Origin of the sequence: Phenylobacterium sp., assembly GCF_030679875.1 — a bacterium.
GTDB lineage: Bacteria > Pseudomonadota > Alphaproteobacteria > Caulobacterales > Caulobacteraceae > Phenylobacterium.
Map to the genome: position 1 here is coordinate 202053 of NZ_JAUXSP010000002.1, position 18130 is coordinate 220182.

Consider the following 18130-nt stretch of genomic DNA (forward strand, 5'->3'; position numbering starts at 1 on the left):
GGTCCTGTCGCCGGCGCACGCATGGCGCGCCTCTACGTTCGGTTTTGGCGCTCTATAGCCGGGACGCCGGTCCGGAGCAAGGAACGTATAAGGATATCCTTATATCTTTCTTACCAAGGGTCATCGACGTCGCGATAGGCGCTCCAGGCCCGGGCCGCAGCCCGCAGCCGGCCATCCCGATGGCTGGCGATCTCGCCGGCCAGATGTCCGGCGGCATAGAGCGCCGGGCCGTCCAGGGCGAGGCTGGTCAGCAGGGCCTCGGCGGTGGCCCCGTCGTTCAGGGCGCCGAGGGCGCTCTGCAGCCCCTTGGTCTTCTTGATCAGCCGGCGGGCGGCCTTGTCCTTGAGCAGGGGCCGGAAGGCCTCGGCGGCATAGCGCAGCTTCTTGGCCTGGATGCGCACCTGGTGGCGTTCGCCGTCCGACAGCTCCATCAGGCCCCGGCCGCGCTTGGCCAGCTTGCGCCGACGGCCGCTGAGGGCGGCGATGGCGAAATCCGCCCCCGTCCCGCCCCCGTCCGCCAACCCGTCGAGCCAGTCACCGGTTTCGATCCAGGCGTGCAGGTCCAGCAGCAGGGCGCGGAAGCGGGTCGAGGCCGCCGCCCCGCGGGCCCGGGCGTGGGCCTTGCCCCGGGCGGCCTCCAGGGCTTGCCCGAGATCGGCGAGCCCATGAATGGCGGCGGTCCCTTGCGCTGCGGGCCGATAGGTCTCTTCCAGAAAGACGTCGAGGTTGCGGGCCTCGTCACAGGTCCCGGCCAGCCATTTGAGCTCGGCCTTGAGGATGTCCAGAGCTTCTCCGGCCACCAGGGGCTTGAAGGTGCTCATGGCGCTGCGCAGGCGGCGCACGGCCACCCGCAGCTGATGTACGGCGTCGGGGGAATCACCGCCCCGCCGCAGGATCAGGCCGTTGGCGGCGATCTGGGCCAGGGCGGTGCGGGCGATGGCCTGGAAGGCGGTGGCCGCGCTGACCTCAGGGTTCAGCCCCACGACGCCGTGGCGACGGGAGTCTTCTTCGCCCTCGACCAGGGCGAACCCCTGGTCCGCCTTGGTCTCGAAACTCAGATAGAGGGGCGCGGCCTCAAAGAGCCGTCGGGCGAGGGAGAACAGAGCGGCAGGATCACCAGTCTTGAGCTCCAGTTCCACCTCACAGAGGCTGGTCCGGTGACCCCCGGCGAGGATCTCGCCCTGGTCCAGGGCCAGCTCGATCTGGGCGTCGTCCCAGACGAGGTTGCGCACTCGGCGGCGCACCTGAACGGCGAACAACGGCTCCAGCCGCGCCACCTGCTCGTCGCCCAGGAGATCGCGCAGGGGTCCGTGGCTGGCGTCAGGCTGATCGCTGTCGACGGCGATCTCATGCTCCTGTCGACGCAGGCCCTTGCCGGCCTTCAGGGTCTGGCGCCGGCCCTGCGGCTCCTGGCGGATACGCAGGCCCGCGCCAAGGTCGCGCAGGCGTCGTTCCGGGGTGTCGAAATAGATGGCCGCCAGCTCGATCGCCCCGTCCTCGCCCTCGGGCGCGGCGCTGAGCACCGCCTCTATGTCGGCGGGCTCGCAGAGGAATTTCAATTCGGTCTCTTCCGGGGTGACGCTCAAGAGTCGGCTCCGTTGCGAAGGCGTTTTCCTCCCCGGCCAAGCATCCTATAGGGGAGGCCATAGCGATTGCGCCGCGGCGCAGACCAGGAGTGCTCCCCATGAACGCCCCGATCCGCCATGTCGACCCCGCCCTGCCGCGTCAAAACTGGACGCTGGAGGAAATCGAGGCGCTTTTCGAGCGTCCGTTCATGGAGCTGGTGTTCGAGGCCGCCGCCATCCACCGGCGCTGGTTCGATCCGTCCGAGGTGCAGCTGTCCCAGCTTCTGTCGGTCAAGACCGGGGGCTGCGCCGAGAACTGCGGCTATTGCAGCCAGTCCCAGCACTTCCAGACCGGGGTGGCCGCCAGCAAGCTGATGGAGGCGCAGACCGTGATCGCCGCCGCCGCCGAGGCCAAGGCCGGGGGCGCCCAGCGCTTCTGCATGGGGGCGGCCTGGCGCGACCTGAAGGATCGCGACCTGCCCAAGGTCGCCGCCATGATCTCCGGCGTGAAGGCGCTGGGCCTGGAGACCTGCGCCACGCTGGGCATGCTGAAGCCGGATCAGGCCCAGGCGCTCAAGGACGCCGGCCTCGACTACTACAATCACAACCTCGACACCGGGCCGGACTATTACGATCAGGTGGTGACCACGCGGACCTATCAGGACCGACTGGACACCCTGGCCGCGGTGCGGGACGCTGGGCTCTCCACCTGCTGCGGGGGCATTGTCGGCATGGGCGAGACCCGCCGGGACCGCGCGGGCCTGCTGCACGCCCTGGCCACCCTGCCGGCCCATCCCGACAGCCTGCCGATCAACGACCTGATGCCCATTCCCGGTACGCCGCTGGGCGACAGCGAGGCGGTGGACGGGCTGGAATTCGTGCGCATGATCGCCGTGGCCCGGATCGTCTGCCCCAAGGCGGTGGTCCGCCTGTCGGCCGGGCGCGAGCACATGTCCCGGGAGCTGCAGGCCCTCTGCTTCCTGGCCGGCGCCAACTCCATGTTTGTCGGCGGCAAGCTGCTGACCACCAGCAACCCTGACAAGGACACCGACGCGGCCCTGATGGCCGAGCTTGGCCTCCGCCCCATGGGGACCGCCTCAGCTGGGGCCGTCTAGGCGGCGACAGTCACTTTCCCACAGGCGCTGTCGGCCCGGACAACCTTTGGACGTCCTAGGACCTAGTCTCGCCTCGTCGGGACGCCTATCTGGCTGTGACGCCGAGGGGAGTGCTGCGGTTGTCGTCAATTATTTCCGTGAAGGGTCTGACCAAGACCTATGCCGGAGGCTTTTCCGCCCTCAAGGGCGTCGACCTGGATATCCGGGAGGGGGAAATCTTCGCCCTGCTGGGCCCGAATGGGGCCGGCAAGACCACCCTGATCTCGATCATCTGCGGCATCGTCAATCCGACCTCCGGCGAGGTTCTGGCTGACGGGCACGACATCGTCCGCGAGTTCCGCGCGGCGCGATCCAAGATCGGCCTGGTGCCCCAGGAGCTGTCCACCGACGCCTTCGAGACGGTCTGGGACACCGTCAAGTTCAGCCGCGGGCTGTTCGGCAAGAGCCCCAATCCGGCGCATCTGGAAAAGGTGCTCAAGGACCTGTCCCTCTGGGACAAGAAGGACTCCAAGATCATGGCGCTTTCAGGCGGCATGAAGCGCCGGGTGATGATCGCCAAGGCCCTGTCGCATGAGCCCAAAATCCTGTTCCTCGACGAGCCCACGGCCGGCGTCGATGTCGAGCTGCGCCGGGACATGTGGGAGATGGTGCGCGCCCTGCGCCAGAGCGGGGTCACCATCATCCTGACCACCCACTATATCGAGGAGGCCGAGGAGATGGCCGACCGGATCGGGGTGATCCGCAAGGGCGAAATCATCCTGGTCCAGGACAAGGACGTCCTGATGCGGCAGCTGGGCGAACGGCGCCTGACCCTGCACTTGCAGAGCCCGCTGGCCGCCATTCCGCCCGAATTGGCCGGGGAGCCCCTGGAGCTGGCGGCTGATGGCCACGAGCTGATCTACACCTTCGACGCCCAGGCCGAGGACACCGGCATCGCCGCCCTGCTGCGCCGGCTGGAGACCTACGGCATCGACTTCAAGGACCTGCAGACCAAGCAGAGCTCGCTTGAGGACATCTTCGTCAGCCTGGTGAGGGCGCCCCAATGAACCTCTATGCGGTCAAGGCCATCTACCAGTTCGAGCTGGCGCGGACCTGGCGGACCCTGATGCAGTCCATCGCCTCGCCGGTGATCTCCACCTCGCTCTATTTCGTGGTGTTTGGTTCGGCCATCGGCTCGCGGATGGTGGAGATCGACGGGATCAGCTACGGCGCCTTCATCATCCCCGGCCTGATCATGCTGTCCCTGCTGACGGAGAGCATCTCCAACGCCTCGTTCGGCATCTATATGCCGAAGTTCTCAGGCACCATCTATGAGGTGCTCTCGGCGCCGATCTCGGTGGTGGAGATCGTCGCGGGCTATGTGGGGGCCGCGGCCACCAAGTCGATCATCCTGGGGCTCATCATCCTGGCCACGGCCCGGATCTTTGTGGCCTACGAGATCGCCCATCCGTTTGTGATGCTGGGCTTTCTGGTGCTGACGGCGGTGACCTTCAGCCTGTTCGGCTTCGTCATCGGGGTCTGGGCCGACGGCTGGGAAAAGCTGCAGATCATCCCGATGCTGGTGGTGATGCCGCTCACCTTCCTGGGCGGCAGCTTCTATTCGATCAGCATGCTGCCGCCGGTCTGGCAGACCATCACCCTGTTCAATCCGGTGGTCTATCTGGTCAGCGGCTTCCGCTGGAGCTTCTATGGGGTCTCCGACGTCGATATCGGGATCAGCATCGCCATGACGCTCGGCTTCATGGCGCTCTGCCTGGCCGCGATCATCTGGATCTTCCGCACCGGCTACAAGCTGAAGGCCTGAGGCGGCGAAGACCTACTGGTCTTCCTCGAAGCGGGCGGCGACCAGGGCGCAGAGGGCCTCAAGGGCGTCTGCGGCCTGCTCGCCCTCGGCGGCGATATGGATGGTGCTGCCGGGGCCGGCGGCCAGCATCATCAGGCCCATGATCGAGCGGGCATCGACGCTCTGGCCGTCCTTGGAGACCAGGACCTCGGCGTCATAGGCCGAGGCAAGCTTGACGAACTTGGCCGAGGCGCGGGCGTGCAGACCCCGCTTGTTGAGGATCTCGATCGTTCGTTCGGCGGTCATTTTTCGCCCGCCAGGACGTAGGAGGCGACGGAGATGTACTTGCGTCCCGCCTCCTGGGCGGCGGAGACGCAGTCTTCCAGACCACACCGGGTGCGGACGCTGGCCAGCTTGATCAGCATGGGAAGGTTGAGGCCGGCGATCACCTCGGCCCGGGTCTGTTCCATCACCGAGATGGCGAGGTTGGAGGGCGTGCCGCCGAACATGTCGGTGAGCAGGATGACGCCTGTTCCGGAATCCGCCCGCGCGCAGGCGGCGAGGATGTCCATCCGTCGCCGTTCCATGTCGTCATCGGGTCCGATGCAAATGGCCTCTACCGCGCTCTGCGGTCCGACCACATGCTCCATCGCCGATACGAACTCTGCGGCCAATCGCCCGTGCGTGACGATCACGAGCCCGATCATGCCCACGCTCTCAAAGGCTATCCCCTGTCGGCCGCGCTGTCGCAGAATGCGGACCAGAAGCCGGGTGTGATACGCGCCTTCCGGCCTTCATCCAAGTGAGTCCAGGGCGTGACTCAGTTTCACAGGGGCCGAATTCTCCAGTCCCGCGAGCGTCAGCAGGGGTATTTCCACCCCAAGATGTGTCACAGTTTCGAGATCGGGCATCCGCGCCGGGGCGCCCAGCCGGATCCAGAGGACCACCGGCGCCTGCGGAAGGGCTGAGATCCTCCGCACGCCAAGCCCCCGAATCTCCAGGCGCCCGGCGAGACTGTCAGGGGCGCGGCCATACAGCCTTCCCCCCGAAACCCAGGTCAGAACCCGGTCGTCGGCCACCAGGCGAAAGCCCTCCTGGAGGCAGCGCAGGGCCAGATCGCTCTTGCCCGAACCCGACGGCCCCTCGATCAGAACGCCGCGCCAGCCGGCCGGCCCCAACCTCGCGATCAGTCCCGCATGCAGGATCACCGGCGGGCCTCGGGGAGGATCACGGTGAAGCGGGCGCCGGCGATCTCGTCCCCCGCCTCGGGCGCGCCAGCGCCGTCGTCGAGGCGCGGCCTGTTCTCGGCCCTGACGGTTCCATCGTGGGCGAGGATGATCTGTCGGGCGATGGACAGGCCCAGGCCTGAATTGCCGCCAAAGGCCGTGCCCTTGGGCCGGGAGGTGTAGAAGCGCTCGAAGATGGTCTCGAGGTTCTCGGGCGGGATCCCGGGGCCATCGTCATCCACGGTGATCAACGCCAGGCCCCGCTGGCGGCCCAGGGCCACCCGCACGACGCCGTCCTGGGCGCTGAAGGAGCGGGCGTTGTCGATCAGGTTGCGCAGGACCTGGCCGAGCGCGCCTTCCTGGCCCGACACCATCACGGTCTCAACACCCTCGGGGATGGTGAAGGTCACGGTCGGTTCCCCCGCCCGCACGGTGGCCTGGTAGAGGGAGACGACGTCAGAGATAAGCCGGCGCAGATCCACCGGGGTCGGCGGCTCCCGGGACAGTTCGGCGTCCAGGCGCGAGGCGTTGGAGATGTCGGTGACCAGCCGGTCCAGACGCTGCACGTCGTTCTGCAGCACGGCCATCAGCCGGTCCCGGGCCGCCGGTTCCTCGACCAGACCCAGGGTCTCCACCGCCGAGCGCAGGGAGGTCAGGGGATTGCGGATCTCATGGGCCACATCGGCGGCGAAACGCTCGATGGCGTCAATCCGCTCCGACAGGGCGTGGGTCATGTCTTCCAGGGAGCGGGACAGGTCCCCCAGCTCGTCATCCCGCCGGGAGATGTCCGGGACGGAGATCGCCCGGGCCCGGGCCAGGCGCACCCGGTCGGCGGCCCTGGCCAGCCGGCGGACCGGGTGGGCGATCAGCCGGTTCAGAATCAGCGAGGACATCAGGGAGACCGCCACCGCGATCAGAATGAAGGGCAGGAGAGCGGCCCGTTCGGCGGCGATGATCTCGTCCACATCCCGGGCTTCCAGGGTGAGCACCCCCAGCACCGCCTTCACATGCTGGATCGGGATGGACACCGAGACCACGCGCTCTCCGTCTGCGCCCACCCGAAGGCCCGCCCAATGGACGCCGCGCAGGGCGGTCGTCACCTCGGCCCGCAGGGCGGCCTGGGCCTTGGCGGCCTCAGTGCTGTCGGCGTTCTCCTCAGTCCCGCTGCTCAGATTCAGGTCAAGGCCGGGGCCATCCCCCCGGGCCCGGGCGGGGGGCAGCGTGCGCCACTCGACGCGGTCCGACACCCAGTAGGAATCGGCGATCAGCCGGCCCTGGGCATCGAACAGCCGCGCGCGCTGCGAGCGGGGATTGGACAGAAGCTGCAGGACTTCCGAGGCATAGGCCCCGTCCATCATCGGTTCCGGCTCGCCCACCGTAGCGGCCTGGTCGATGATGGTGGCCAGCAGCTCGCCCTGGGTGGTCAGGCTGTCGATGCGGGCGTTGACCAGGCCCCGGCGCAGCTCATTCAGCACCAGGGCGCCAGAGATCAGGATCGTCAGACCGAACAGGTTGAGGACGATGATCAGCCGGCCCAGGCGCGAGCCGGGCAGCCATCGCCATCCCCCGCGCCGGGGCGGTCGCTCAGGACTCGCGATATCGGTATCCGACGCCATAGAGGGTTTCGATTGCGTCGAACTCAGGGTCCAGCTCGCGGAACTTCTTGCGCATGCGCTTGATGTGGCTGTCGATGGTGCGGTCGTCCACATAGACCTGATCGTCGTAGGCCGCATCCATCAGGTTGTCGCGGCTCTTCACGAAGCCGGGACGCTGGGCCAGAGACTGCAGCAGCAGGAACTCGGTGACGGTCAGCTTTACCGGCCGCTCCTCCCACAGGCAGTCGTGACGGGCGGGATCGAGGGTCAGCTTGCCGCGCTTCAGCGCCCGGGCCTCGGCCTCGGACACCGGGCCAGCCACCCCTTCGCCGCCATCGGCGCCGGCCCGTCGCAGGACCGCCTTCACCCGCTCCAGCAGCAGGCGCTGGCTGAACGGCTTGTGCATGTAGTCGTCGGCGCCGAGGTTGAAGCCCAGGATCTCATCGATCTCGTCGTCCTTGGAGGTCAGGATGATCACCGGCAGGTCGCTGGTGCGACGCAGACGGCGCAGGACCTCCATGCCGTCCATCCGCGGCATCTTGACGTCGAGGATGGCCAGATCCGGGGGCTCGTTCTCCAGGGCCGCCAGACCCGCAGCGCCGTCATAGAAGGCCTTCACGGTGTGGCCGTGGCTTTCCAGGGCGAGGCTGACCGAGGTGACGATGTTCTCGTCGTCATCGACCAGGGTGATCTTTGCCATGGGAAACAGAACTCCTGAAGTCTTCGGCTTGAGGCGAAGCTAGTGGTTCCGCCTGATGGCCTCAATGTGGCGCGGCCGACTCGGTCAAGGTTAAATCCCCGACAGAATAAGCCGTTCCGCAATCAAGGGGACCTTAATTCTATTGGCCCAGTATGCGCCCCGGGTCCTGGGGAGCGACCAAATGGGACGGGCCAAAGTGCATTTTGAGGTGTTCGTCAGAAAGACCGTCGGATCCGGCTGGACGCTGGAAATGGCGACGGAGAGCCGCGCCCAGGCTGTGGCTGTGGCCGAGGAGCTGGTGGCCGAACGGCGTGTGGCTTCGGCCCGCGTCACAAAGGAGTCCATGGACCCTGAGACCAACGAGTTTCAGAGCGTCGTCATCCAATCCCTGGGCCTGCCCGACACCGCCAAGGTCAAGAAGGCGCCAGAGCGGAATGATCCGCTCTGTGTGACGCCGCAAGACCTCTACACCGCCCATGTCCGGGAGCGGATCGGCCGTCTGCTGGACGGCTGGCTCGCGCGCAACCACGCCACCCCGTTTGAGCTCTTGCATCGGGCCGACCTTGTGGAGCGTCTGGAAGCCTCCGGCGTGGAGCTTCAGCACGCGATCCAGAAGATCGCGGTGCCGGAGTCCCAGGCCCGGGGCGTCTCCATTCATGAAATCATGCGCGCCTTCCAGGGCCTGGTGGAGCGGGCCATTGAGCGGATTCTGGGGGATGCCCGCCGGGGCGACCTGCCCGACGTCGACAAGGAAGGCTTCGCCGCCGCCGCCGAGCGGATTTCGCATGCGCCGGAGCGGGCCTATCTGCTGGGCGCCGGCGTGGCCGCCTCTATCGCGCCGGCCCGCAACTGGAGTGAAAAGGTCACGCGGCTGCTGGACCTGGCCGACGCCTCGCCGATCGCCGGACCGCCCCGGGGTCTCGCCCTGCAGACCATCGAACAGCCGCTGGCGGAAATTCTCGGATCCTCAGCCGGCCTGGACGGCCTCATCGGCAAGGATCTGGACCTAGGTGTCCGGCTGGCGGCCATGACCCGGCTGGCGGCCCACGACGCCGTCGAGGCCCTGATCCGGCTTGAGCCCTCGGTCGCCAAGATCATGCCCGAGCTGTCGGAGCCGGCGCAGCGCCTGGCCCGCTGGCTGGCCACCGAAGATTTCCGGGCGGTTCGCGGCGCCATCACCAAGCGAGTGCTGAAGGAACTCAACGGCCCCCGCAGGCTGAAGCCCGGCGACGGCGCCGGCGAGATCGACCTGCTGCGCGGCCTGGCCATGTCCCTGACCGCCGCCGCTGGCGACCTGGTGCCCCTGGACGATGTGCATCAGGCTTTCGTCAACCGCTCCAAGATGCTGGTCACCGGCGACTTTGTGGAAGCCTATCTCGGCAAGGGCCAGAACGCCCTGCAGGAGGCCGAGGCGCTCATGTGGCTGGTGGAGAATGTGATCGGGGCCGCCAACAAGCGTCTGGCCGTGCGCTGGCTCTCGGCGGTGGTCGGCTCCCTGGCCTTCGAGAAGGACGCCCGCAACCTCGACGTTTCCGCAGCCCAGAGACTGTTTTCCCTGGCCAAGCTTTACCGTGGCGCGGGCCGCGGGGGACTGATCCCTGAGGACTATCTGCCCATTCAGCAGAAGCTCGGGGACCTGGGCGGACTGGCCGAGGCTGACGCCAAGGTGACCCAGGGCCTGGCCCGGGCCAATGCGCCGGCCACCACCCGCCTGACCCTGTTGTTGAAGCTGGCCTGTGGCGAGGCCGCGCCCCTGGGGCCGGCGGCCGACCGGGCCAAGGCCGAGGCGCTGAAACTGGTGCGGCTGGACGACACCCGGGCCGAACTCGCCCGCTCGCCAGAGCGCATGGCCGAGGTTCGAACCCTGATCCAGGCCGCGGGCCTGGCGGCCTAGGCCGGGTTAAGGCCGAGCACCTCGCCGAGGGCCCTGACCACGCGGTCGACATCCTTCAGGTCCATGCCCGGATAGAGCGGCAGGCTGAGCGTCCGCTCGTACCAGGCTTCGGCGCCGGGCAGGCTGAGCGCGCCATAGCGGGCGAGGTAGTAGGGCTGGGTGTGCACGGGGATGTAATGCACCTGGCTGCCGATCCCGCGGGCCTTCAAGGCCTCCATCACCGTCCGGCGAGACTGACCCAGGGCGGCGAAGTCGATCAGCACACACATCAGATGCGGCGTCGCCAGACTGGCCTCGGGGGACGTGGCCGGGCGCACGGCTGGCGCCAGCGGCGCGAGAGCCTCCACATAGTGGGCCGCCAGGGCCTGTCGGGCTGCGGCGAAGCGGGGCAGCTTGGCCAGCTGTGAGTGACCCAGGGCGCACAGGATGTCGGGCAGGCGGTAGTTGAACCCCGGCTCGGCCATTTCATACCACCAGGGATCAGCGCCGGGTGGTCGGACCATGCCGTGGCTGCGCAGGCGTCGCAGCCGCTCGGCCAGTCCGGCGTCGGGGGTGGTGATCATGCCGCCCTCGCCGGTGGCGATCGTCTTGACCGGGTGAAAGGAAAAGGTCGAGGCCGAGGACCAGCGGCCGGAGCCCACCGGATCTTCCATATTGCCGCTCAACAGGCGCGAGCCCAGGGCGTGGCAGGCGTCTTCCACCACCACAGCGCCGGCGGCGTCGGCCAGGGCGGCGATGGCGGGAAGGTCGAGAACCTCGCCGCGCAGATGGACCGGCAGCACGGCGGTCACCGCACGGGGGCCGGCCCTGGCGATCGCCTGGGCCAGATCGCTCGGCCGCATCAGGCCGCTGTCGGGGTCGACGTCGGCGAAGACCACCTCGGCGCCCACATAGCGGACGCAGTTGGCGGTCGCCAGAAAGGTGGTGGAGGGGACGATACAGACATCGCCCTCACGCACGCCGAGGGCCAGCATGGTCAGGTGCAGGGCCGCGGTTCCGTTTGAGCAGGCCACAGCGTGCTCGGCGCCGAGCGCCTCGGCGAACGCCGCCTCGAAGGCCTCGACCCGGGGGCCGGTGGTCAAGAGGTCGTCGCGAAGGGCCGCACTCACCGCGGCGATATCGTCGTCCTCAATGGTCTGGCGACCGTAGGGCAGGAAGGGGTCGGCCATGGAACCTCAGTCTGTGGCGCGACGCCGACGCGAGGGCGGCGCCTTGTCCAGGAGGGCCAGCAGGCCAGGGCCCGTCAGCCAGTCCTCATTGGTGTCGCTGGCGTAGGAGAAGTCTTCGGCGACCATCCCATACGTCGTCGAGAACGGCGTCCGCGCATACTCCACAAAGGCCGGTTCGATGGCGTAGCGGTCGCCCAGGTCGGCGGTCGAGCGGGCGTCATCCGCGGAGATCATCATTTCGTGCAGCTTCTCGCCGGGCCGGATGCCGACCATCTTGTGCGGCAGGCCAGGCGCCATGGCCTCCGCCAGATCGACGATCCTGGTGGAGGGGATCTTCGGTACGAAGATTTCACCTCCGCGCATGATGTCGAGGGACGACAGGACGAAGTCGACCCCCTCGTCCAGGGTGATCAGGAAGCGGGTCATGCGCGGATCGGTGATCGGCAGCTCTGTCGCGCCTCGGTCCAGGAGTCGCTGGAAAAGCGGAGCCACGGACCCGCGCGATCCCACGACGTTGCCATATCGAACGACAGAAAAGCGCGTGCCGATATCCCCGGCCAGATTATTGGCCGCGACGAAGGTCTTGTCCGAGGCGAGCTTGGTGGCCCCGTAGAGATTGACGGGGTTGCAGGCCTTGTCAGTGGAGAGCGCCACGACCTTCTTCACCCGGTTGGTCAGGCAGGCCCAGACCACGTTCTCCGCGCCCAGGACGTTGGTGTGGATGCATTCGGAGGGATTGTACTCCGCGGCGGGCACCTGCTTGAGGGCCGCGGCGTGGATGACGATGTCGACGCCCCGCAGGGCCAGGGTCAGGCGCTCACGGTCCCGGACGTCTCCGAGGAAGAACCGCATCCTGGCCATGTCCTCAGGCCCGTAGCGCTCGGCCAGGTCAATCTGCATGTCATGCTGTTTGAGTTCGTCGCGGCTGTAGACGATCAGCTTTCGCGGCGCGGCGCGGCTGAGCACCGTGTCGATGAAGCGGCGGCCGAATGAGCCGGTGCCGCCGGTGACAAGGATGACCTTGCCGTCGAGGTCGAGAGAATCTGGCGCGAAACGGCCCAAGGCGGCCTCCGATGCGGTCGGTGCGAATCTTGGTCGCAGTCTTCGGCCGCTCGCGTAAAGAGACCGCTAACCATGAATGCGGCACACCGACGCGTATGGAACAGATCCATCGCCTGCGCCTCGCCCTGCCCGTCCTGTTCAGCGGCCTTGTCGCCCTGACCGCCAGCCCGGCCGCCGCGGCCGGCCCCCCGAAGGGCGGTGACAAGAAAAAGGGCGGCGGGCTCACCTTTCTGCAGTTCCAGACCCTGACCGCCACGGTCGCCGGTGAGCGGGGGCGCCGGGCGGTGTTGACCCTGGAGGTCGGCCTCGACATCCCCGACGAGAAGCTGCGGGCCCATGCCGAGCTGTCAGAGCCACGCCTGCGGGCGTCCTTCTCCCAGACCCTGCGGGTCTATGCCGCTGGCCTTGCGCCCGCCGGGCTGCCAGACGCCGACTATATCGGCCGCCAGCTGCAGCGGGACGCCGACCGGGTCCTGGGCAAGAGCGGCGCCACCCTGCTGCTCGGCACCATCCTGGTGAACTGACCCGGCCCAGCTCACATGGCCGAAATGCCGCCGTCCAGCTTGAGCTCGGCCCCGGTCATGAACCGGCTTTCGTCCGACGCCAGGTAGAGGGCCGCATTGGCGATGTCCGAGGGCGCGCCGATGCGCCCCAGCGGCACCTGCCGGGCGAGCTTTCCCTCGGCCACCTCCTTGCCGAACCGCTGGCGCAGGGGGTCGAGGATCGGCGTGTCCACGAAGGTCGGGTGGATCGAGTTTGAGCGGATATCCAGACCCTGCTTGGCGCAGTGCAGGGCGATGCCCTTGGACAGCAGCCAGACCGCGGCCTTGGACGCGTTGTAGACCGGGCTGTTGTGTGCGGCGATCAGGCCGGCGATGGAGCTGATATTGATGATCGATCCCGGCTGACAGCGGCGCATGTACTTCAGGGCGTGCTTGGTCCCCAGGAAGACGGAGTCCACATTGACGTTCATCACCAGCTTCCAGTCCTCATAGGACAGCTGCTCGATGTCGCCGCCGCGGCTGATCCCGGCATTGTTGACCAGCACCGACAGCCCACCCATGGCGGCGTCAGCCTCCTCCAGGGCGTAGATCCACTGATCCTCCCGGGTCACGTCCAGGGGCAGGGCGAAGGCGACCTCGGCGCCGATCGCGGCGTTGATCTCCGCGGCCTGGGCCTTGGCCCCTTCATGATTGATGTCGGCCAGGGTGACCTTGGCCCCTTCCGCCGCCAGGGCTGCGGCCATGGCCGCGCCGAGTCCCTGGGCGCCCCCGGTAATGAAGGCCTTCTTTCCTGCGACCCGTCCGCTCATCTGGTCCCTCCCTGGGATCTGTTCTTGTGTGGTGGTGAGGTCTCGCCTCAACCGCCGGCGATCTGGTCCATGAACCGCGCCAGCTTCAGGTCGAGCTCGGTCACGCCGCCCGCGTCGTGGGTCGTCAAGGTCACGTCCACCCGGTTGTAGACATTGAACCATTCGGGGTGGTGGTCGAGTTTCTCGGCCATCAGGGCGACCTGGGTCATGAAGCCAAAGGCGGCGTTGAAGTCTTCAAACCGATAGGTCCGCACCAGGGCCTCACGGGCCCCTTCGCCGGCTCGCCACTGCGGCAACTGGGCCAGGGCGGCGTCTGCGCCCATGCGCTCCGGGCGGCTCACTGGGCGGGCTCTGCGACCGGAAAGACCAGGCCAGTGGCCGCTGAAAGCTCGGCCAGGGTCTGGTCCACGTCGATCACCTTGATGGCCTTCATCCCCAGTTGGGCGGCAGGTTTGCAATTGACCCCGAGGTCATCGAGATAGACGCAATTCCCCGGCGCCACGGCCAGGACCTCGCACATCATCTGATAGATGCGCGGGTCGGGCTTGCGCACGCCGGCCTTGGAGCTTTCGATCACATGGTCGAACAGGGGCATGATCTCGCCCATCAGGCCGCGGGGCTTCTGCGCGCCATCGGGGCCCGGGCTGTGGTGGCTGACCATGTTGTTGGTGATGCAGCCGACCTTGAATCGCGCCTTGCAGAGCTTCAGCGCCTCGACCATGCGCGGCCGCACGGTCCCGGAGATCAGGGGCAGGACGTCGGCGCCGCGGATGGGAAAGCCCAGAGCCGAGGACTCCTCCAGGAACAGGGCGTCAAACCCCGCAGCGTCGACCTCATTGCGCTCGAACAGGGCCCAGGCATTGGTGTCGGGATTGGTCGCATTGACCCGGCGGATGTGATCCTTGGGCGCCCCGATAGCGGCTTCATGCCGGGCGAAGGCCTCGAAGGGGGAAGTGGTGAACACGCCGCCGAAGTCCCAGATCACCGCCTCGATCACCATCACACCCGTCCTTCAAACGCCTGTTTTACGCCGCGAAGCTAGAGACGGCGCGACTGACGTGCAAGCTAGGGCCATGGTCTTTCGTCCCCACCTCTCCCCATTGGCCCGCCGCTACGGGGGCGCGGCCTTCGGGCTCTGCCTCCTGGCCATCCTGTTCCTGTCCCTCGCGCCGACGGCGGTTACGCCGGCGCCGGACCTGGGCGGCGACAAGATCCGCCACGCCCTGGCCTACTTCGTTCTCACGGGACTAGGTCTCTTCGCGTTCGGCCCGCGCCTCGTCCTCCTGGGGGGCGTCTTGCTACTCGGGGCCGGGGTGGAGATCGCCCAGGCGTCCATGGGCCTGGGTCGCGAGGGGGACCTTGCGGATCTGGCGGCCAATCTGAGCGGCGAGGCCCTGGCGCTTCTGGTCTGGCTGGGCTGGGAGCGACTGAGGTTGCGGCGGTGAGCCTGCCCCACAGCCCCTGGGTCGAGGCGGGCGGCGACTTCGCCATCGGCCTGCGCCCTATTCCCGCCGCCGCCTGGCTGGAGGGCGGCGAGGACGATCCTGCCGGCCGCAAGGACCCGTTGATCGCCAAGTCCCCTGCGATCGTCTGGGGCGAGACGCCTGGCTCGCGTCCCGGTCAGGCTGAGGTCCTGGCCCTGATCGATGCGGTGCGGGGACAACAGGGCGGGGAGGCGGGCCTGCCGCCCCTGCTGGCGGCGGCCCGCAGGGTGCCGGACGATCTCTGCCTGATGGAGCCACGGGACGGAGTCTGGCGGCTGACCGCGCTCAGCCTGTGCGCGCCGAGTTTTTTCACCGCAGAGGCCGCCCTGGGGCGAAGCCTGGCCGAATTGCATGCTCCGGTCGATGGCTTCGCCGCACGGTTCGGCGGGCGGCTGGAGCGCGTCTTTGCAGGTCTGCGGCCGGACCTGATCCTGGAGCGCCGCAACTGGACGGTGGTGAACACCGACGCTCTCTTCACGCCGGACTCTGCGCCGATCCGCGCTGAGATTCCCTACATCCCCGTCCAAGAGGCCGGCCGGGCTCTCCACCTGCGGGTGGAGCGCCAGACCCTGCGCCGCCTTCCCGCCACCGGCGGCGCCCTGTTCACCATCCGCATCTGGCGCGCGCCCCTGGAGACCCTGGATCAGGACCCGGAGCGCCTGGCGGCCTTCGCCAGGGCCTGGCGGGGCGCTACGGCAGAGTTTCGCAATTACAAGGGGTTCGCCTCCTACGACACCTTGGTCGAGGGGTTTCTTCGCGCAAGAGGAGAATCCTACAGCGTTAACGAGGTGTAAACGCGCAGCGTGCGGGCGAGGGAGTTTCGCTATGCGTACGTGTACAGTTTCGTCGATCATCGCCGCCCTGGGCTTGGCCCTGGCCCTGTCCGCCTGCGATGAGCAGCCGCCCAAGCCGCCCTTCGCGGACAAGTCGGCCCCGACCGCCGCCGCCCCGTCCACTGAGGCGGCGTCCGGTCAGGGCGCCGCGCCGCTGACCCTGCCGCCGCCGGCTCAGGCGGCCAACTGTTGCGCCTGTCCGCCTGCCGCCGCCGCCTGCCCGGACGCCAAGCCCGCGAAGACCGCCAAGGCGCCGGCCAAGCCCGCCACCCGACAACGGGCTGCGCCGGTCCGCCAGGCCGCCCGCGCCCCTGCGCCCCGCCAGCCTGCGCCCCGACATCCCGCCCCGGCCCCCCGCGACTACGCCCATCAGGCGCCGCGGACGGGCCATCAGCAGGACTATCGCCGCTACCAGGGCCCCGATATCGCCACCCGCGGCGGCTATGAGCGCCGGGCGGACGCCTACCAGGGCCACCAAGAACAGTATCGGGGCCAGGCCTACCGCGAGGATCGCTACGCCTACGCGCCGCCGCCGCCGCCGCAAGTGCGGGGCTATGCCGAGCAGCATCAGTCCTACAGCGAACATCGCAGCTATTCGCAGCAATCCAGCGGCTACGCCCATGGGGTCGCCGCCGGTCCCTGTTGCGCCGGCCCGCCGGTCCAGGCCGCTGGCCGGGATTCCGGCGGCTATCTCACCTGGCCCGGCAAGCGCCCGCCTGCGCCCTACTACTGAGCCGCCGGGCTCTCACATCGATCCGTATTCCCGGGGGGGAAAAACTATGAGAATGCGTTCGCCGAGCGGCCCTTGGTTCAAGTGGTACGAGGTGGTGGCTTTCGTCGCCTTTGGCAGCGTGGCCCTGGTCCTGGCCAAGCTCGGCATGGTGTTCTGAGGCCTCAGTTCCAGAGGGCCGGACGGCGGTCCTTCCAGGGCTGTTCCTTCTCCAGCTGGCCGGCCAGGCGATAGAGGGTCGCTTCGTCGGCGAAGCGGCCGGTGAACATCATGCCCACGGGCAGGCCCTCGTCCGACTCCCAAAGCGGCACGGACATGGACGGCTGGCCGGTGAAGTTGGCCGGCGGGGTGGTGGCGTAGGTGGCCGCCTGGCGCTTATCGAACTCCCGGGTGTCGGCCATGTTGGGGTCGAGCCAGTCGATCCGGGGCGCCGGCGTGCTCATCACCGGGGTCAGATAGACATCGAAGGCCTCGAAAGCCGACAGGATCTGCCGGTTCATCAGCCGCAGCTGCTGGAAGCCCCAGAAGGCCTGCTGACCGTTCAGACGCTTGCCGGCCTCGTAGCCGCGCCGCGCCAGGGGACCCAGCTCATCGTCGCCGGGCTCACGGCCCAACTTCTCCACCCAGCGGGCGACATTGGCTGAGAAGTTCGACGCACTGGCCAGGCTCTGGGCCCGGTAGAGCTGACGGTAGTCGACGCCCAGCCCCTGCTCGAACACCTCGTGGCCCAAGCCCTCCAACAGCTCGACCGTGCGCATCAGGTGGGCGAGCATCTCGTCGGGGACGGGCCGGCCGCTGGGGGTCTCCGCCGACCAGGCGATGCGCAGGCGCCCGGGGCTCTTTTGCACCTCCGCCAGATAGGGGCCGTCCTTGGCCGGAGCCTGGAAAGGATCTCCCGCCTGGGGATAGCCTGTGGCGTCCAGCATGGCGGCGGAGTCGCGCACGGTGCGGCTGACCACATGGTGGACCGAAAAGCCCAGCGCGCCGTCGACCACCTCGCAGATCGGGGTCCGGTCCCGGGTGATCTTCATGCCGAACAGACCGCAGCAGGCGGCGGGAATGCGGATCGAACCCAGGCCATCGCTGGCGTGGGCCAGGGGGACGAGGCCGGCCGCCGTGGCCGAGGCCGCGCCGCCAGACGAGCCGCCGGAGATGTGATCGGGGTTCCAGGGGTTGCGGCAGGCGCCCAGCTGATCGGAATTGGTCACCCCGGGAATGCCGAATTCCGGCGTGTTGGACTTGCCCAGCAGGACGACGCCGGCGGCGCGGTAGCGGGCGACCAGTTCGCTGTCGGTCTCATCGGCGGCCACCTGGGCGAACCGGCTGCCCGAGGTGCGGGGCCAGCCCTTCACCTGGGCGCCCAGGTCCTTGATCAGGAAGGGCACGCCCTTGAAAGGCCCGTCGGGCAGGTCGCCTGCGGCGGTGGTCCGGGCCTCGTCATAGGCCTTGTGGACGACGGCGTTGAGGACGCCGTTGTGCCGTTCGACCCGCTCGATGGCGGCCTCGACCAGTTCTGCGGGGCTGACCTCGCCCTTGGCGACCAGGGCGGCGAGCCCCAGCCCGTCATGCTCGGCATATTCGGTGAAGGCCATGGCCCAACTCCCTGCCGGTTCCCGGCTCTTGTTTCCTCAAGAGCCGGAGAGTTCAGGAGATGGCGCGGCC

20 protein-coding genes are annotated in these 18130 nt (G+C 68.2%); 8 read left to right on the plus strand and 12 right to left on the minus strand.

What is annotated here, in order from left to right; all coding sequences use genetic code 11:
• Positions 1-110: 110 nt before the first annotated feature.
• Positions 111-1586 (minus strand): CHAD domain-containing protein, encoded by a 1476-nt coding sequence (locus tag Q8K84_RS01385; RefSeq protein ID WP_305279864.1) that lies wholly within the window; start codon positions 1584-1586, stop codon positions 111-113.
• A gap of 98 nt (positions 1587-1684) precedes the next feature.
• Between Q8K84_RS01385 and bioB the strand changes: the two genes are divergently transcribed.
• The 3 genes from bioB (at position 1685) to Q8K84_RS01400 (ending at position 4484) form a co-directional block, all read left to right on the plus strand.
• Positions 1685-2680, plus strand: coding sequence for a biotin synthase BioB (gene bioB / locus Q8K84_RS01390; RefSeq protein WP_305279865.1), 996 nt, complete (start codon positions 1685-1687; stop codon positions 2678-2680).
• Between the two features lie 110 nt (positions 2681-2790).
• Positions 2791-3726 carry an ABC transporter ATP-binding protein gene (locus Q8K84_RS01395; RefSeq protein ID WP_305280036.1) on the plus strand — a complete coding sequence of 312 codons (936 nt, stop codon included), beginning with the start codon at positions 2791-2793 and terminating at the stop codon, positions 3724-3726.
• Positions 3723-4484, plus strand: coding sequence for an ABC transporter permease (locus Q8K84_RS01400; RefSeq protein WP_305279867.1), 762 nt, complete (start codon positions 3723-3725; stop codon positions 4482-4484). Before Q8K84_RS01395 ends, Q8K84_RS01400 begins: the two co-directional genes overlap by 4 nt.
• 12 nt (positions 4485-4496) lie before the next feature.
• On the opposite strand, the gene Q8K84_RS01405 is transcribed toward Q8K84_RS01400, so the two are convergent.
• The 5 genes from Q8K84_RS01405 to Q8K84_RS01425 all read right to left on the minus strand — a co-directional run bounded on the left by Q8K84_RS01405 (position 4497) and on the right by Q8K84_RS01425 (position 7984).
• Positions 4497-4769: an HPr family phosphocarrier protein gene (locus Q8K84_RS01405; RefSeq protein ID WP_305279869.1), complete on the minus strand. Its 273-nt coding sequence runs from the start codon at positions 4767-4769 to the stop codon at positions 4497-4499.
• On the minus strand, positions 4766-5170 hold the full coding sequence (locus Q8K84_RS01410) for a PTS sugar transporter subunit IIA (protein ID WP_305279872.1): 405 nt from the start codon (positions 5168-5170) through the stop codon (positions 4766-4768). Before Q8K84_RS01410 ends, Q8K84_RS01405 begins: the two co-directional genes overlap by 4 nt.
• An 87-nt stretch (positions 5171-5257) precedes the next feature.
• Entirely contained in the window at positions 5258-5671 is a 414-nt protein-coding gene (locus Q8K84_RS01415; protein WP_305279875.1) for an HPr kinase/phosphorylase, read from the minus strand.
• Positions 5668-7305 carry a stimulus-sensing domain-containing protein gene (locus Q8K84_RS01420; protein ID WP_305279878.1) on the minus strand — a complete coding sequence of 546 codons (1638 nt, stop codon included), beginning with the start codon at positions 7303-7305 and terminating at the stop codon, positions 5668-5670. Before Q8K84_RS01420 ends, Q8K84_RS01415 begins: the two co-directional genes overlap by 4 nt.
• Complete coding sequence (locus Q8K84_RS01425) at positions 7274-7984, minus strand: response regulator transcription factor (protein WP_305279881.1); 711 nt, start codon at positions 7982-7984, stop codon at positions 7274-7276. Before Q8K84_RS01425 ends, Q8K84_RS01420 begins: the two co-directional genes overlap by 32 nt.
• 181 nt (positions 7985-8165) lie before the next feature.
• On the opposite strand from Q8K84_RS01425, the gene Q8K84_RS01430 reads away from it, so the two are divergent.
• Positions 8166-9878 carry a hypothetical protein gene (locus Q8K84_RS01430; protein WP_305279884.1) on the plus strand — a complete coding sequence of 571 codons (1713 nt, stop codon included), beginning with the start codon at positions 8166-8168 and terminating at the stop codon, positions 9876-9878.
• On the opposite strand, the gene pseC is transcribed toward Q8K84_RS01430, so the two are convergent.
• Positions 9875-11047: a UDP-4-amino-4,6-dideoxy-N-acetyl-beta-L-altrosamine transaminase gene (gene pseC, locus Q8K84_RS01435; RefSeq protein WP_305279886.1), complete on the minus strand. Its 1173-nt coding sequence runs from the start codon at positions 11045-11047 to the stop codon at positions 9875-9877. The two genes, Q8K84_RS01430 and pseC, sit on opposite strands and share 4 nt — an antisense overlap.
• 6 nt (positions 11048-11053) lie before the next feature.
• A complete protein-coding gene (gene pseB, locus Q8K84_RS01440; protein WP_305279888.1) occupies positions 11054-12109 on the minus strand; it encodes a UDP-N-acetylglucosamine 4,6-dehydratase (inverting) in 1056 nt (351 codons plus the stop codon).
• Between the two features lie 95 nt (positions 12110-12204).
• Here pseB and Q8K84_RS01445 point away from each other — a divergent pair, with 95 nt between their 5' ends.
• Positions 12205-12633, plus strand: a complete 429-nt coding sequence (locus Q8K84_RS01445; protein ID WP_305279890.1) for a hypothetical protein — start codon at positions 12205-12207, stop codon at positions 12631-12633.
• Positions 12634-12644: 11 nt separating this feature from the next.
• On the opposite strand, the gene Q8K84_RS01450 is transcribed toward Q8K84_RS01445, so the two are convergent.
• The 3 genes from Q8K84_RS01450 to Q8K84_RS01460 are packed head-to-tail and all read right to left on the minus strand — an operon-like array spanning position 12645 to position 14421.
• Positions 12645-13421 (minus strand): SDR family oxidoreductase, encoded by a 777-nt coding sequence (locus Q8K84_RS01450; protein ID WP_305279892.1) that lies wholly within the window; start codon positions 13419-13421, stop codon positions 12645-12647.
• Between the two features lie 47 nt (positions 13422-13468).
• Positions 13469-13762, minus strand: a complete 294-nt coding sequence (locus tag Q8K84_RS01455; RefSeq protein ID WP_305279894.1) for a 4a-hydroxytetrahydrobiopterin dehydratase — start codon at positions 13760-13762, stop codon at positions 13469-13471.
• Positions 13759-14421: an HAD-IA family hydrolase gene (locus Q8K84_RS01460; protein WP_305279897.1), complete on the minus strand. Its 663-nt coding sequence runs from the start codon at positions 14419-14421 to the stop codon at positions 13759-13761. Before Q8K84_RS01460 ends, Q8K84_RS01455 begins: the two co-directional genes overlap by 4 nt.
• Before the next feature lie 73 nt (positions 14422-14494).
• Here Q8K84_RS01460 and Q8K84_RS01465 point away from each other — a divergent pair, with 73 nt between their 5' ends.
• The 3 genes from Q8K84_RS01465 to Q8K84_RS01475 are packed head-to-tail and all read left to right on the plus strand — an operon-like array spanning position 14495 to position 16471.
• Entirely contained in the window at positions 14495-14866 is a 372-nt protein-coding gene (locus Q8K84_RS01465; protein ID WP_305279901.1) for a hypothetical protein, read from the plus strand.
• Positions 14863-15699 carry a heme-dependent oxidative N-demethylase subunit alpha family protein gene (locus Q8K84_RS01470; protein WP_305279906.1) on the plus strand — a complete coding sequence of 279 codons (837 nt, stop codon included), beginning with the start codon at positions 14863-14865 and terminating at the stop codon, positions 15697-15699. The genes Q8K84_RS01465 and Q8K84_RS01470 overlap by 4 nt, the downstream gene beginning before the upstream one ends.
• A gap of 31 nt (positions 15700-15730) precedes the next feature.
• Positions 15731-16471 carry a hypothetical protein gene (locus Q8K84_RS01475; protein ID WP_305279908.1) on the plus strand — a complete coding sequence of 247 codons (741 nt, stop codon included), beginning with the start codon at positions 15731-15733 and terminating at the stop codon, positions 16469-16471.
• Between the two features lie 161 nt (positions 16472-16632).
• Here Q8K84_RS01475 and Q8K84_RS01480 read toward each other — a convergent pair whose 3' ends face one another.
• A complete protein-coding gene (locus Q8K84_RS01480; RefSeq protein WP_305279910.1) occupies positions 16633-18060 on the minus strand; it encodes an amidase in 1428 nt (475 codons plus the stop codon).
• Positions 18061-18130: the final 70 nt, after the last annotated feature.

What these genes read in the sequence shown, in the direction of transcription:
- bioB (WP_305279865.1), top strand. Translation starts at nt 1,685, where the DNA reads ATGAACGCCCCGATCCGCCATGTCGACCCCGCCCTGCCGCGTCAAAAC.
- Q8K84_RS01400 (WP_305279867.1), top strand. Translation starts at nt 3,723, where the DNA reads ATGAACCTCTATGCGGTCAAGGCCATCTACCAGTTCGAGCTGGCGCGG.
- Q8K84_RS01405 (WP_305279869.1), bottom strand. Translation starts at nt 4,769, where the DNA reads ATGACCGCCGAACGAACGATCGAGATCCTCAACAAGCGGGGTCTGCAC.
- Q8K84_RS01410 (WP_305279872.1), bottom strand. Translation starts at nt 5,170, where the DNA reads ATGATCGGGCTCGTGATCGTCACGCACGGGCGATTGGCCGCAGAGTTC.
- Q8K84_RS01420 (WP_305279878.1), bottom strand. Translation starts at nt 7,305, where the DNA reads ATGGCGTCGGATACCGATATCGCGAGTCCTGAGCGACCGCCCCGGCGC.
- Q8K84_RS01425 (WP_305279881.1), bottom strand. Translation starts at nt 7,984, where the DNA reads ATGGCAAAGATCACCCTGGTCGATGACGACGAGAACATCGTCACCTCG.
- Q8K84_RS01430 (WP_305279884.1), top strand. Translation starts at nt 8,166, where the DNA reads ATGGGACGGGCCAAAGTGCATTTTGAGGTGTTCGTCAGAAAGACCGTC.
- pseC (WP_305279886.1), bottom strand. Translation starts at nt 11,047, where the DNA reads ATGGCCGACCCCTTCCTGCCCTACGGTCGCCAGACCATTGAGGACGAC.
- Q8K84_RS01445 (WP_305279890.1), top strand. Translation starts at nt 12,205, where the DNA reads ATGGAACAGATCCATCGCCTGCGCCTCGCCCTGCCCGTCCTGTTCAGC.
- Q8K84_RS01450 (WP_305279892.1), bottom strand. Translation starts at nt 13,421, where the DNA reads ATGAGCGGACGGGTCGCAGGAAAGAAGGCCTTCATTACCGGGGGCGCC.
- Q8K84_RS01460 (WP_305279897.1), bottom strand. Translation starts at nt 14,421, where the DNA reads ATGGTGATCGAGGCGGTGATCTGGGACTTCGGCGGCGTGTTCACCACT.
- Q8K84_RS01465 (WP_305279901.1), top strand. Translation starts at nt 14,495, where the DNA reads ATGGTCTTTCGTCCCCACCTCTCCCCATTGGCCCGCCGCTACGGGGGC.
- Q8K84_RS01475 (WP_305279908.1), top strand. Translation starts at nt 15,731, where the DNA reads ATGCGTACGTGTACAGTTTCGTCGATCATCGCCGCCCTGGGCTTGGCC.
- Q8K84_RS01480 (WP_305279910.1), bottom strand. Translation starts at nt 18,060, where the DNA reads ATGGCCTTCACCGAATATGCCGAGCATGACGGGCTGGGGCTCGCCGCC.